Raw genomic sequence first — 13,697 nt, 5'->3', positions numbered from 1 at the left:
CGCACCCGCGCGGCGCGGCCACCTCGCGGGTGCGGCGGGGTGCCGTCAGCGGGGGCGCGGGGCACCGCCTCGTTTGGCCTCCATGGCGGCGCGGCCCTCGGCGCCCCGGCGCTTTCACTCGCGGCGCCTCTCGGCCCGCATGCGGGCGTCGGTCTTGGCCACGATGTACTGGTTCTCGCGCAGCAGCTTGCGGTAGCTCTCCAGGCGCCGCAGCGGCAGCGTCCCGGTGTCGACGGCGGCGAGCACCGCGCAGCCCGGCTCCGCCTGGTGGGCGCAGTCGTGGAAGCGGCACCGCCCGGCAAGTTCCTCGATCTCGGCGAAGACCTGACCGACGCCGGTCCCGGCGTCCCAGAGGCCGACGCCGCGCAGACCGGGCGTGTCGATGAGCACGCCGCCGCCGCGCAGCAGGAACAGGTTGCGGGTGGTGGTCGTGTGCCGGCCCTTGCCGTCGACGTCCCGGGTCGCCTGGACGGTCATGGCGTCCTCGCCGAGCAGGGTGTTGGCGAGGGTGGACTTGCCGGCCCCGGAGACGCCGAGCAGCACGCTGGTGCCGTCCGCGACGACGGAGCGCACCACGTCGACGCCGTCGCCGGAGACGGAGCTGACCGGCAGCACCGGCACACCGGGGGCGGTCGCCTCCACGTCCCGTACGAGGTAGGACAGGCCGACGGGGTCCGGCACCAGGTCGGCCTTGGTGAGCACGACGAGCGGCTGGGCGCCGGACTCCCAGGCCAGCGCGAGGAAGCGTTCGACGCGGGCGAGGTCGAGTTCGACCGCGAGCGACACGCAGACGACGATGTGATCGATGTTGGTGGCCAGCACCTGGCCCTCGGACCGCTTGGAGGACGTCGACCGCACGAACGCGGTCCGCCGGGGCAGGATCGTGCGCGCGTACCGGGGATCACCGCCCTCGGGATCGACGGCGACCCAGTCCCCCGTGCACACGGCCTTCATCGGGTCATGGGGAACGACGAACGCGGTGTCGGCACGGACGACGCCGTCAGGGGTGACCACGTCACACTGACCGCGATCGACCCGGACGACCCGGCCCGGGAGCAGACCCTGAGCGGCGTACGGGGCGAACTCGGCCTCCCAGCCCTCGTCCCAGCCGTAGACGGCGAGGACGTGCCGAGCACCAGAGGCAGAAGACGTGTTGAGCGAAGCGTTGAACAAGGGGAACCCTTCGAAGGGTGGCCCCGGCGGCGCGCTCCGGGCGCGCGGATCGAGTGGGTGTCAGCCGGAGACCACGGGGGTGGGAACGATGAACTCCTGATTGCGGGCAGAGCCCGTCGCCGTGACAGTCATCAATGTCCTCACCTCCGGTCTTTCCTCAACGAACCAGCACCTTGCCCTCGGCAGCGACACAGCCGCGCCTCGGAACGAGCAGAACCATAGCTCCGCCCCAGGGCACGGCACCACCGATTAAATCCGAGACCTCACCCGCCTGGCATCGGTTGCGGGCGTTCCGTCGTCACGTCGCGAGGGACCGGTTCCAGACGGTAGGCCGCAGGCCGGCCTTGAGTACCAGTCATCAACGTCCTCACCTCCATGTCGTGGCGCGGGCAGCGCAGGTCCGCTCCCGGGGTCGTTCGTTGTCGCCGACACGCCAACCGGGGTGCCTGCGGCGGCGCCATCGGGTTTTTCAAGGCCGCCTCGCCCCCCATTCCGCCTACGGCACCTGACGTATGGCCGCTCCCCCTCTGCGCCGTAAACGGGTGCTCCGTGACGGGCGGCACGTCCCGGCGATGGGTACGCGTTTCGTATGAGGGGGATGTGCGCAGCGGGCCCCGGAGCCCGGGCGGCGGGGCGGGGGCGCGTGAACGGGGCAGGCTGCGGCGGACTACGGACCTACACATTCCGATTGTATGAATCCGGGCGCCGGTCCCCAGAGTGCTTATGACAACCATTGTCAGTTGATGGCATGCTCGTGCTGCGTCCACCGCCCCGTCACACTCGGCCGCGAGACGACTACCGTCCCTCCGAGAGGACCAGGACCACACCCGCATGAGCGAACCGCTGTATCTCGCACCACGACTGGAGTCACGGGCGGCGGCGCTGCTGGACTCCCCCTCCTTCCTCCACTCCCTGACGGCCGCCCTGGGCTCGCCGCTGAACGTGGTGCTGCCGGACCAGATCGCCGACAACGTCCGCCGCTTCCAGGACGTCTACGCCCGGCACCGGCTCGCCGGGCGGATCGCGTACGCGCACAAGGCCAACCGCTCCAGCGCCCTCGTACGTCGGCTGGCGGCGCTCGCCCCGGCCAGCGGGGGCGCCGCCGGGGCGGCGGCCGTCGGCGTCGACGTGGCCTCCCTCGGCGAGCTCCAGCACGCCCTGGGCTGCGGCTTCACCCCCGACCGGATCACCGCGACCGGCCCGAAGGACCCCGCCTTCCTGTGGCTGGCGGCCCGCACCGGCACCACCGTCTGCGTGGACTCCACCACCGAACTCACCGCACTCGCCGGGCTCGTCGAGCGCCACGGACTGCCCCGCGCGTCCGTGATGCCGCGGCTGTCCGGGTTCCCCTCTCCCGGCACCCGGACCCTCACCCGGCGCAGCCGCTTCGGCATCCCCGCCGATGAGGCGGGCGCCCTGCTGGACCTGGCCGAGAAGCACCGTGACAGCGTCGAGTTGACGGGCGTCTCCTTCCACCTGGACACGATGGCCCTCACCGAGAAGGCCGTCGCGCTCGAAGGGTCCCTGCGGGTCCTGGACGAGTGCCGCCGCCGCGGTCTGCGGCCCCGGGCCGTCGACATCGGCGGCGGCTTCGGCGTCGACTACCTCGCGGACGGCGCCCAGTGGGAGGCGTACACCACGGAGCTGACCCGCGCGCTGCTCGGCAGGCGCGAGCCGGTCACCTGGGAGGGCCACGGCTACGGGCTGCGCGCGGAGAACGGCACCCTGCGCGGAGCCCTCGGCGTCTACCCCGGGCACCGCCCGGTGGCGGGACCGCGCTACCTCGACGCGCTGCTCGGGCAGAGCGCGCCCGCCCTGGGCCGGCCGCTCGCCACCCTGCTCCTGGAGAACCTGTACGACCTGCACACCGAGCCCGGCCGGGCACTGACCGACCAGTGCGGCCTCACCCTCGCCGAGGTGATGGAGGTCCGCGTGACCCCGGCGGGCGAGCGCCTCGTGCGGCTCGCCGCGAACGCCAGGGACATCGGCCTGGAGGACCACGGGCTGCTGGTCGACCCGGTCCTCGTGCCGCGGCGCGAGGAGGGTGACGGCGGTGGACCCGTCGGCGTGTACCTCCTCGGCAACCTGTGCCTGGAGTCCGACCTGATCAGCCGCCGCGCCGTGTACCTGCCGCGGGCGCCGCGCACCGGCGATCTGCTGGCCTTCGTCAACACCGCCGGGTACTTCATGGACTTCACGGCGGACCGCGCCATGATGCAGCCCGTCGCCCGGAAGGCCGCCGTGTACGGGGGCCCGGGCGGGGACTGGCGCTGGTGCCTCGACGAGCAGTACTGGCCCCACCTCACCGCGGGCGACGACCTGGGGGACGCCGTATGAGGTACGACCACATCACCGACGCCATCGGCGACACGCCCCTCGTCCGGATCGCACCGGAGGTCCACGGGCTCGCCCACATCGACCTGTACGCCAAGCTGGAGCTGCTCAACCCGTTCGGTTCCGTCAAGGACCGGGCCGCGTGGCGGATGGCCCGCCCGCACCTCGCGCAGGCACAGGAGCAGGGCCGCACGGTCGTCGAACTGTCCAGCGGCAACACCGCGAAGGCGCTCGCCGTCATCGCCGGGATGCACGGGCTGCCGTTCAAGAGCGTCACCAACCGCATGAAGGTCCCGGAGATCAAGGACCTGCTGCTGCTGCTCGGCGCGGAGATCGAGGAGCTGCCCGGCCAGGCGGAGTGCCTGGACCCGACGGCGACCGAGGACCCGCTGACCCGCATCCACGGGATGCTGACCGCGGACGACGGGCAGTACCTGCACACCGACCAGTACTACAACCCGGCCAACGCCGAGGCGCACGCCTCCGGCACCGGCCCGGAGATCATCAAGGACCTGGGCGGCACGGCCCCCGACTGGTTCGTCGCCGCGGTGGGCACGGCCGGGTCCTCCACCGGCACCGCCCGCGCGCTGCGCGCCCACGACCCGGACACCTCGGTTGTGGGGCTCGTCGCGCACAAGTCGGACTTCATCCCCGGCATCCGGAACATCGACGAGGTCCACGAGGTCGGCCTGTTCGACCCCGCCACCTACGACACGGTCGAGTCGGTGACCGCCGACGAGGCCATCGACGGGATGCTCACCCTGGTACGGCGCTGCGGCATCCTCGCCGGGCCGACCGGCGGAGCCGCGTACTTCGGAGCCGTACGCCACCTGCGGGCGCTGGACGACACGTGCGGGCCGCGGGAGGACGGGCGGCGGCGGACTGCGGTGTTCATCGTCTGCGACCGGGTCGAGAGCTACATGAGCTACGTGCGGCAGCGCAGGCCCGAGCTGCTGCGGCGGCCGCCGCGGCCCAACTCCCCCGCCACGCTGACCCCGGAGGAGCTCGACGCGGTGCACGTCATCGGCGTCGAGGAGGCCCGCTCGTGGATCGCGGCGGAGCGGCCCGTGGTCGTCGACCTGCGGGGCGGTTTCGCGTTCGCGGCCCTGCACATCGAGGGGTCGGTGAACATCGTGGACGAACTGTTCGCGGAACTCCTCCACGGCGGGCTGCCGTTCGGGCGGTCCCAGCCGGTGCTGCTGGTGTGCCCGGTGGGCGAGCAGTCGGTGGCGTACGCGGCGCTGCTGACCCGGATGGGGCACCGGAACGTGCGCAGCCTGGCCGGCGGGATCATCGCCTGGCGGGACGCGGGCGCGCCGATGGTGCGGGACTGAGAGGGGGCACGCGATGACGACGTCCGACACGCGTCCCGCGGCGGCCGGCCCCGCGGTGGGGCCCTCGGCCGGGTTGCGGGAGTGGCAGCGGCCGCTGCGCGAGCAGTTCCCGATCGTGACCGGCAACCCCGGTCTCGCGTACCTGGACAGCGCGGCCACCGCGCAGAAGCCGAAGGCGGTCCTCGACGCCGTCCAGGCGTACCTGACGGGCTGCAACGCCAACGCGGGGCGGGGCACCTACACCTGGGCGAACCGCACCACGACGCTGATCGAGGAGACCCGGGAGCGGGTCAAGGCGTTCCTGGGCGACCCGGACCCGGACAGGTCCGCGGTGTGGTTCACCAGCGGGGCGTCCGACGGGCTGCGCAGCGTGGCCCGGGACTGGCTGGTGCGGTGGCTCGCGGACGGCGACGAGATCGTGGTGCCGTTCGCCGACCACGAGGCCAACCACCTGCCGTGGCTGGAGGCGCGGGACCTGCTCGCCGAGCGGGGCGTGCGGATCACCGTGCACCCCATGCCGTACCAGCAGGAGTCCCGGGACTACGACCTGGAGGCGCTGGCCGGGCTGGTCGGGGAGCGCACCCGGTTCGTGGCGGCCACGCACGTGCACCACGTGTACGGCGCCGACATGAACGTGCACCGGGTGCGGGAGGTGGTCGGGCCGGACGTCCCGATCTGCCTGGACGCCGCGCAGAGCGTCGGCCACCTGCCGGTGGACCTCGCCGCCCTGGACGTGGACTTCGCGGTGTTCTCCGGGCACAAGGCGATGGGTCTGCCGGGCACGGGCGTGGTCTGGGCGCGCGGGCGGCGCGGCGCCCCCTACCGGCCCGGCGGCTGGCAGGGCACGCCCAACACCACCGGCATCCTCAGCCTGCGGGCCGCGCTGGACTGGCTGGACGCGGCGGGCGTGGCCCGGATCGACGAGTGGACGGTCGGCCTGGGCGTGCGGCTCACGGACGGGCTGAGCAGGCTCGGCTCGTACGAGGTGCTGGGCTGTCCGCTCAGCCTGCCCGCGGCGTCCCCGGTGCAGCGCAGGCAGGGACTGGTCACCTTCCGGCACCGCGGGATCAGCGCCAACGACCTCGGGTTCATCCTCGCCGCGCACGGGCTGCTGGTGCGGGCGGACGGGCTGTGCCAGGCGCGGGCCGGTGAGGCGGACAGTTCGGTGCGGGTCAGCCTGCACGTCTACAACACGCCCGAGGAGATCGACCGGCTCCTCGGGGTGCTGGAGGGCCTGGACACGGCCTGACGGCACGACGGAGCACCAACGGCAAGGGAGCACGAGGGGAAGATGTCCGGAACGACGACCATGGTGGCGCACGAACTGACGGCCGAACGCGCGGGTGAGTGGATCCGCAGGTGGGACCTCCAGCAGGAGCGGTACGCGTGCGACCGCGAGGCCCGCTTCACGGTGATCGCCGACGTCGTGGAGACCGCGACGGCCGCGGTGCGGCGTCCGCTGCTCGCGGACCTCGGCTGCGGCCCCGGTTCGCTCGCCGCCCGCCTCGCGGGGCGCATTCCGCGGGCCGAGGTCGTCGGGGTGGACACCGATCCGCTGCTGCTCGCGCTGGGTCGGGCCCACCACGGCTCGCTCGTGCGGTTCGCGGACGCCACGATCGGGGAGCCCGACTGGCTGTCGGCGCTGGGGCTGGACCGGCCCCTGGACGCGGTGGTGTCGGCGACGGCGCTGCACTACCTGCCGGAGCCGGCGCTGCTGGCCGTGTACGGGCAGCTGCACGACAGCCTGAGCCCGGGCGGGGTGCTGGTCAACGGCGACCACCTGTTCCAGGAGGACCCGGCGGTGGCCCGGCTCGCGGCCGTCGTGGGCCGGCGCCACGCCGAACGGCACGGGGCCGACGCCCACGAGGACTGGCGCGGCTGGTGGGCGGCGGCGACCCGGGCGCCGGAGCTGGCCGGGCCGCTCGCGGAGCGGGCCCGGCGCGGGGCCGGGGCCGGCGGCGACAACGGGTTGACGCTCCGCCGGCACGTGGAGCTGCTCCACGAGGCGGGGTTCGCCGCGGCGGGGCCGGTGTGGCAGTACGGGCCGAGCTGCGTCCTGGTGGCGGTGCGCGCCTGAGGGCGGTCACCCCGCGGCGGAGGTCTCCGGGGCCTCGGTGCGCTCCCCGTGCCCGGGGGGCGGCTTCCGGCGCCGCCGCGGGGGGCGGCCCACCAGGTCGCGCAGTCCGTACAGGGCGGGCTGCGTCCAGCGTGCGGTGAAGGGTCCGAGCATCACGAGGATCAGCACGTACGCCGTGGCGAACGGGCCGATCTTCGGCTCGGTGCCGACGGCGAGGCCCGCGATGACGATGGAGAACTCACCGCGGGCGACGAGCGCCCCGCCGGCCCGGAACCGGCCGCGGCGGCCCACGAGGGCGCGCCCGGCCGCGTACCAGCCGGTGTAGACCTTGGTGAGGGCGGTGACGACGGCCAGCAGCAGCGCGGGCAGCAGCACCGGGGGGATGGCGCCGGGGGCCGTGGACAGGCCGAAGAAGAGGAAGAACACCGCGGCGAAGAGGTCCCGCAGCGGGGCGAGGATCTTGCGGGCGCCCTCCGCGACCTCGCCGGACAGGGCGATGCCGACGAGGAACGCGCCGACGGCCGCGGACACCTGGAGCCGCTGGGCGACGCCCGCGACGAGCACGGTCAGGCCGAGGACGACGAGGAGCAGCATCTCGGGGTTGTCGGAGGACACGGCGCGGCTGATGTGGCGGCCGTGGCGCAGGGCCAGGTAGAGGACGACGCCGACCGTGCCGAGGGAGATCAGCAGGGTGACGCTGCCGCCGGCCAGGCTCACGCCCGCGAGGAGGACGGTGAGCACCGGCAGGTACACGGCCATCAGCAGGTCCTCCATGACGAGGATGCCGAGGACGACGGGTGTCTCGCGGTTGCCGAGGCGGCCGAGGTCGGTGAGGACCTTCGCGATGACGCCGGAGGAGGAGACCCAGGTGACGCCGGCGAGGGCGAAGGCGGCGACCGGTCCCCAGCCGAGCAGCAGGGCAGCGGCCGCGCCGGGCGTCGCGTTGAGGACGAAGTCGACGAGGCCGGAGGGGTACTGGGTGCGCAGGCTGGTGACGAGTTCGGAGGCGCTGTACTCCAGGCCGAGCAGGAGCAGCAGCAGGATGACCCCGATCTCGGCGCCGACGGCGACGAACTCCTCGGTGGCGTCGAGCGGCAGGATGCCGCCCTCGCCGAACGCCAGGCCCGCCAGCAGGTAGAGGGGGATCGGGGAGAGCCCGAGGCGTTCGGCGAACCGGCCGGCCAGGCCGAGGGCGAGGATGACCGCGCCCAGTTCGATGAGGAGGGCGGCCGTGTCGTGCACGGTCACTCACCGCCGATGATCGCGCCGAGCGCGTCGACGCCCTCGCGGGTGCCGACGACGACCAGCGTGTCGCCGATGGCGAGCCGGAAGTCGGGTCCGGGTGACGGATGGGCGCTCGTGCGGCGCAGGACGGCGACGACGGAGGCGCCGGTGCGGGTGCGGGCGCGGGTGTCGCCGAGCAGCCGCCCCCCGTACGGGGAGCGGCTGGTGACGTGGATGTGCTCCGTGACGAGGTCGAGCCCGTCGGTGCGGATGCCGTCCACCGGTACGGGGTCGATGAGCTGGGCGAGGGCGGCGGCGTCCTCGGGGGTGAGGGGTACCGCCGCCTCGCAGGTGTCGGGGTCGTCGGTGCGGTAGAAGCCGAGGAAGCGGCGGCCGTCGTGGTGGACGACCACGGACAGCCGGCGGCCTTCCTCGGTGGTGAAGTCGTACTGCGCGCCGACGCCGGGCAGGGGGGTGCGACGGGTGGGCATGACCGCACCTCCGGGGCGACTCACGTGGAGCGGGACGGCAGCATGCTCACCATATCAACACACGTCCCGCTATACGCCTTATGTGCCCGTTTTCCCGTGTGTCAGATCCCGGCCCTGCGCCGGTGCGTCACGCCTTCTTCAGCTCGGCCGCGCCGAACGACACGTTGAACCGGTCGCACCAGATGCTGACGCTGCCGTACGCCTCCAGGTCGAAGCCGGCGGGCAGCGCGTAGTTCTGGTCGCCCTTGTTGCCCTTGAGCTTCCCGAGGTCGACGTACGCACCGTCGTCGAAGACGCCCCAGCCGGCCTTGCCCTCGATGACGGGGGCGTCGGTCACCCACACGTGCAGGTCGGGGCCGTTGCTGGTGTCGAGGTCCTCCAGACGGAGGACCTGCGAGCCGTCGGGCAGCCGCAGGACGCTCACCGTGCCGGTGGTGCCGTGCTCGTGGGTGATGAAGGTGCCCGTGGCCAGCGTCTGCGGGCCGGCCTCGGGCGACGGTGACGCGGGGGTCTGCGCGGACGGCTCCGCCGACGGGGCGGCGGGGGCGCCGGGCTCCGCCGGGGCGGTGACGACCGCGCCGGGCAGCGCCTCGTCGACCGTCTCGTCCGTGGCCAGCTTCCACGGCTGGAACCAGTACAGGCCGAAGCCGAGCGCCACCAGGGCGACCACCGCCACGCCCATCACCACGGGTCGGGTCACCAGTTTCCGAACGCCGGCCATCGCCACCGCCTCCTCGCATATCGCTGTCGTGGAGGCCATTCAACGCGAAGAACACCCGGTCAGGGGCTTCGTCCGGATGACGGAAGTCTTACGTCCGATCATGTCCGATCCCGACAAGACCGGCGGGGCCGGGCGCCCTACGCTGCGGCCATGACACCGACTCCCCGCTTCGACGCCCTCGGCCTGGTCGTCTCGGACATGGCCGCCTCCCTCGCCTTCTACCGCCTCCTCGGCCTGGAGGTCCCCGCCTCCGCCGACACCGCCCCGCACGCGGAGGCCACGCTGCCCGGCGGCCTGCGGCTCATGTGGGACACCGAGGAGACCGTCCGCTCGTACGACCCCGGGTGGACCCGGCCGACCGGCGGCGACGCGGTCGCGCTCGCCTTCCGCTGCGCGGGCCCCGCGGAGGTCGACGCGACCTACGACGCACTGCTCGCCGCCGGCCACCGCGGGCACCTCGCGCCCTGGGACGCGGTGTGGGGGCAGCGCTACGCCGTCGTACTGGACCCGGACGGGCGGGGCGTCCAGCTCTACGCCGACGCGGACCCGACCGGGCCGGCCGCCCAGGGCGACAGCGGGGCGGCGCCGACGGCACCGTGAACCGTACGGGCCGGCGCCCCGGACGCAGGGGCCGGTCGGACCGGCCGTCACCCTGCCTGGTGCGGGCCGCCGGGTGTCCGCGGCGCCGGCCGTCGGCTCCGCGGGACTCGACGCCCGTGGTCCCGTCGGCCCGCGGTGTGGGCCGTCAGGGTGGTGCCGGTCAGCGCGCGGACCTCGCGGGACAGATGGGCCTGGTCCGTGCAGCCGGCGAGCAGCGCGGCCCGGGCGTACGGCACACCGTCGCGCACCAGGGCCAGGGCGCGTTGCAGGCGCAGGATCCTGGCCAGCGTCTTCGGGCCGTAGCCGAAGGCGTCCAGGGACCGGCGGTGCAGTTGCCGGGCACCGATCCCGACCCACGCCGCGGTGGCGGCCACGCTCCACCCGGCGTCCAGCCGCGCGGTGACGGCCCGCACCAGCGGGTCGGGGCGCGGGGCGTCCGCAGCCAGTCGCAGCGCCAGGTCCTCCAGGGCGGTGGCCGCGTCGGCGGCCGCGTCCAGCCGGGCGGCGAGGCCGGCCACCCGCCGGGCCGGCCACAGGTCGGCGAGTGCCACCCGGCGGTCGCGCAGCACGTGCGCCGGCACGCCGAGGAGGGCGGGCGCGTCGCCCGGGGCGAACCGCACGCCCGCCCAGGCGGCCCCGCCGCCCTCGGGGTCGTACACGCGGGTGTCGGGCCCGGCGACGATCAGCCGTCCCCCGCTCCACAGCAGGTCCATGCAGCCGTCCGGCAGGACCGGCCGCACCTCGTGTGCCGCCCGCCCCGGCGGGACGGCCCACACGGCGGCGCCGGGGAGGCGTGAGGGCCGTTCCCGGTAGCCGGCACTCAGCGGGCGCTCCCGTCCTTGCGGTGCCTGCCCCTCTTCTGCACCGGACCCGTCTGCGGCGCCTCCCGGGCCGGACCGGGGCCGGCCGGGCGGTGCTCCGCGGGCGGCGGCTCCGGCACCCGCCTCTCCGTCTGCGCGAGGAGCTTCCCGGGCGGCTTGTCCGCCGAAGGCCTCTTCTCCGGCGGCCTGCTCTCCGAGGGCTTCTTCTCGGGCGGCTTCTTCTCCGTGCGGTCGCCCCGCTCCCACGGGAAGCGGCTCCTCACGTCGTCGGGCGGCAGGAACCGCGACCACCGCTCGGGGAACTCCGCGGGCATGTCGGGGTCGTCGGGGTCGGTCTCCGCCCCGGCCCCGCGGGCGCGGGCCACCAGCGCGGCGGCCTCGGCCGCGCGGGCCCGTTCGGTCTCGGCGCGGGCGGCGGCCGTGGTGACCGAGGGCCAGACCCGGTCGATCGCGGCGTTGACGGCGGCGCCCACGAGCACCGCGAACGCGGAGATGCCGATCCACAGCAGGACGGCGATGGGCGCGGCCAGCGAGCCGTAGATGGTGGGGCCCTCGACCGTGCTGGTCAGGTAGATGCGCAGCAGGAAGCTGCCCAGCACCCACATGGCTAGCGCGACCAGGGCGCCCGGCACGTCCTCCACCCACGGCGACCGCACCGGGACGGACACGTGGTAGAGGGTCGTCAGGAACGCGATGGACAGCAGGATGACGACCGGCCAGTACAGGACGGCGACGACCTCCGTCCCCCAGGGCACCAGCTCCACCACCCGGTCGGGGCCGACCACGGCGAGCGGCAGCACGACCGCGCCGATCAGCAGGGCGACGATGTAGAGGAGGAAGGCGAGCAGCCGGGTCGCGACGATGCCGCGGTGGCCGTCCAGGCCGTACATGACGGTGATGGTGTCGATGAAGACGTTCACGGCGCGGGACCCGGACCACAGCGCGATGGCGAAGCCGATCGAGATCACGTCGGGCCGGCCGGCGCGGGTGACGTCCTCGATGAGCGGGCGGGCGATCTCGTTGACGCCCCGGTCGGACAGGACCGTGCCGACGGCGGCGAGGATGTTCCGCTCGATGGACGCGACGGTGGTGGTGTCCGTCCACTCGTCGATGTAGCCGAGGAGACCCAGCAGGCCGAGCATCAGGGGCGGCAGGGACAGCAGGGTGAAGAACGCGGCCTCGGCGGCGAGACCCAGGATGCGGTACTCGATGCACGAGTTGACGGTGTCCTTGAGGAGGAGCCAGGCCATCTTCCGTTTGGAGACGTTCCGGTAGAGGACCCTCGCCCGGTGGAGCCGGCCAGGGGACCCGTCCCTGGCGCCCTGTCCCCCCTGGGCACCGGGGTCCGCGGAGGGGGCCCCGGCGGGGCCGCCGGATACGGCCGCTCCCCTGGCCGACTCGGGTGTTTCCTTCGCTGCCTGCACCTCCTTACCGTATCCGTATGGCAGCCACCACCCACACCGTGACCAACCAGCCTCCGCCGCTGGTCGGGTACGACGTCTTCACCGCCGACCGGGCCCTCGCCGAAGCTGTGGAGCGTCACCTTCCACCCGAACTCCACGAGGAGGCGCGGACGGAGCTGTCGACGCTCGGCACCAGCGCCGGCTCCGTCCACGCACAGAGCTGGGGCGCCCTCGCCAACGAGAACCCGCCGAAGCTGCGCACCCACGACCGCTACGGCCACCGCATCGACGAGGTGGACTTCCACCCCTCCTGGCACCGCCTGCTGGGCCACGCGGTCGGCGCCGGGCTCACCGCCGCCTGGGCGACCCCGGGCGGCCACGTGCGGCGCGCGGCGGGGTTCCTGGTGTGGACGCAGGCCGAGGCGGGGCACGGCTGCCCGCTGTCGATGACCCACGCGGCCGTACCGGCCCTCCGCGCGGACCCGGAGCTCGCGGCCTTCTGGGAACCGAAGCTGACCTCCCGGGTGTACGAGGGGGAGGAGATGCGGCCGGCCGCACAGAAGTCCGGCGTGCTCTTCGGCATGGGCATGACCGAGAAGCAGGGCGGCAGCGACGTACGGACCAACACGACGGCGGCGGCCCCGCTGGCGGCCGAGGGCGAGTACGCGCTGACGGGGCACAAGTGGTTCTGCTCCGCTCCGATGTCGGACGGCTTCCTGGTCCTGGCGCAGGCGGCCGAGGGACTGACGTGCTTCCTCGTGCCGCGGGTGCTGGAGGACGGCGCCCGGAACACGTTCCGCATCCAGCGGCTCAAGGACAAGCTCGGCAACCGCTCCAACGCCTCCAGCGAGATCGAGTTCGACGGGACGTGGGCACGCCGGGTCGGCGAGGAGGGCCGCGGGGTGCGCACCATCATCGAGATGGTGGCGGCGACCCGGCTGGACTGCGTGCTGGGGTCCGCGGCGCTGATGCGGCAGGCGGTGGCGCAGGCCGTGCACCACACCGCGCACCGCAGCGCCTTCGGCGGACCGCTCCTGGACAAGCCGCTGATGCGCAACGTGCTGGCGGACCTGGCGCTGGAGTCCGAGGCGGCGACCGTCCTCGGGATGCGGCTGGCCGCGGCGTACGACGCGGTGGAGGCGGACGGCGGGGACGCGGAGGGCGAGCGGGCGCTGCTGCGCCTCGCGGTGCCCACCGCCAAGTACTGGGTGACGAAGCGGTGCACGCCGACGGTGGCGGAGGCGTCGGAGTGCCTGGGCGGCAACGGCTACGTGGAGGAGTCCGGGATGCCCCGGCTGCTGCGCGAGGCGCCGCTGAACTCGATCTGGGAGGGCTCGGGCAACGTCCAGGCGCTGGACGTGCTGCGGGCGCTGCAGCGGGAGCCGCGGGCGCTCGACGCGTACCTGACGGAGATCGGGCGGGCCCGGGGCGCGGACCACCGGCTGGACGCGGCCGTCAAGGGCCTGCTGACGGAACTGGCCGACCTGGAGGGGCTGGAGGCCCGGGCGCGGCGGGTCGT

Annotated in this window: 12 protein-coding genes; 6 read left to right on the top strand and 6 right to left on the bottom strand. The window is 74.0% G+C overall.

Features of this window, described 5'->3' with window-relative positions:
• Window positions 1–114: 114 nt before the first annotated feature.
• Entirely contained in the window at window positions 115–1,173 is a 1,059-nt protein-coding gene (gene rsgA / locus BJP40_RS22185) for a ribosome small subunit-dependent GTPase A (protein ID WP_071281833.1), read from the bottom strand.
• A gap of 831 nt (window positions 1,174–2,004) precedes the next feature.
• Between rsgA and BJP40_RS22180 the strand changes: the two genes are divergently transcribed.
• Genes BJP40_RS22180 through BJP40_RS22165 form a run of 4 tightly spaced genes read left to right on the top strand, consistent with a single transcriptional unit; the run spans window position 2,005 to window position 6,918 of the window.
• The gene (locus BJP40_RS22180) at window positions 2,005–3,510 is read left to right on the top strand and encodes an alanine racemase (protein ID WP_071281831.1); all 1,506 of its coding nucleotides are present in this window, start codon (window positions 2,005–2,007) and stop codon (window positions 3,508–3,510) included.
• Window positions 3,507–4,841 (top strand): pyridoxal-phosphate dependent enzyme, encoded by a 1,335-nt coding sequence (locus BJP40_RS22175; protein ID WP_071263813.1) that lies wholly within the window; start codon window positions 3,507–3,509, stop codon window positions 4,839–4,841. The genes BJP40_RS22180 and BJP40_RS22175 overlap by 4 nt, the downstream gene beginning before the upstream one ends.
• Window positions 4,842–4,854: 13 nt before the next feature.
• The gene (locus tag BJP40_RS22170; RefSeq protein ID WP_079168830.1) at window positions 4,855–6,090 is read left to right on the top strand and encodes an aminotransferase class V-fold PLP-dependent enzyme; all 1,236 of its coding nucleotides are present in this window, start codon (window positions 4,855–4,857) and stop codon (window positions 6,088–6,090) included.
• Between the two features lie 42 nt (window positions 6,091–6,132).
• Window positions 6,133–6,918: a trans-aconitate 2-methyltransferase gene (locus BJP40_RS22165; RefSeq protein ID WP_226962379.1), complete on the top strand. Its 786-nt coding sequence runs from the start codon at window positions 6,133–6,135 to the stop codon at window positions 6,916–6,918.
• A 6-nt stretch (window positions 6,919–6,924) separates the two neighbouring features.
• On the opposite strand, the gene BJP40_RS22160 is transcribed toward BJP40_RS22165, so the two are convergent.
• From BJP40_RS22160 to BJP40_RS22150, 3 genes are all read right to left on the bottom strand, one after another.
• Window positions 6,925–8,160 carry a cation:proton antiporter gene (locus BJP40_RS22160; protein WP_079168831.1) on the bottom strand — a complete coding sequence of 412 codons (1,236 nt, stop codon included), beginning with the start codon at window positions 8,158–8,160 and terminating at the stop codon, window positions 6,925–6,927.
• A 2-nt stretch (window positions 8,161–8,162) separates the two neighbouring features.
• Window positions 8,163–8,633, bottom strand: a complete 471-nt coding sequence (locus BJP40_RS22155; protein ID WP_071263819.1) for a cation:proton antiporter regulatory subunit — start codon at window positions 8,631–8,633, stop codon at window positions 8,163–8,165.
• A gap of 127 nt (window positions 8,634–8,760) precedes the next feature.
• The gene (locus BJP40_RS22150; protein WP_071263821.1) at window positions 8,761–9,354 is read right to left on the bottom strand and encodes a DM13 domain-containing protein; all 594 of its coding nucleotides are present in this window, start codon (window positions 9,352–9,354) and stop codon (window positions 8,761–8,763) included.
• A 150-nt stretch (window positions 9,355–9,504) separates the two neighbouring features.
• Here BJP40_RS22150 and BJP40_RS22145 point away from each other — a divergent pair, with 150 nt between their 5' ends.
• Window positions 9,505–9,954, top strand: coding sequence for a VOC family protein (locus BJP40_RS22145; RefSeq protein WP_071263823.1), 450 nt, complete (start codon window positions 9,505–9,507; stop codon window positions 9,952–9,954).
• A 47-nt stretch (window positions 9,955–10,001) separates the two neighbouring features.
• Here BJP40_RS22145 and BJP40_RS22140 read toward each other — a convergent pair whose 3' ends face one another.
• Both BJP40_RS22140 and BJP40_RS22135 read right to left on the bottom strand, forming a co-directional pair.
• Window positions 10,002–10,778: a helix-turn-helix domain-containing protein gene (locus BJP40_RS22140; protein ID WP_079171365.1), complete on the bottom strand. Its 777-nt coding sequence runs from the start codon at window positions 10,776–10,778 to the stop codon at window positions 10,002–10,004.
• Window positions 10,775–12,025, bottom strand: a complete 1,251-nt coding sequence (locus BJP40_RS22135; protein WP_079171364.1) for a YihY/virulence factor BrkB family protein — start codon at window positions 12,023–12,025, stop codon at window positions 10,775–10,777. Before BJP40_RS22135 ends, BJP40_RS22140 begins: the two co-directional genes overlap by 4 nt.
• A gap of 191 nt (window positions 12,026–12,216) precedes the next feature.
• Between BJP40_RS22135 and BJP40_RS22130 the strand changes: the two genes are divergently transcribed.
• A partial coding sequence (locus BJP40_RS22130) for an acyl-CoA dehydrogenase family protein (protein WP_071281829.1) occupies window positions 12,217–13,697 on the top strand: 1,481 nt, incomplete at its 3' end.

The sequence above is a fragment of the Streptomyces sp. CC53 genome (assembly GCF_001865245.1).
Classification (GTDB): Bacteria; Actinomycetota; Actinomycetes; order Streptomycetales; family Streptomycetaceae; genus Streptomyces.
This window is presented reverse-complemented; position numbering and strand designations above follow the sequence as displayed.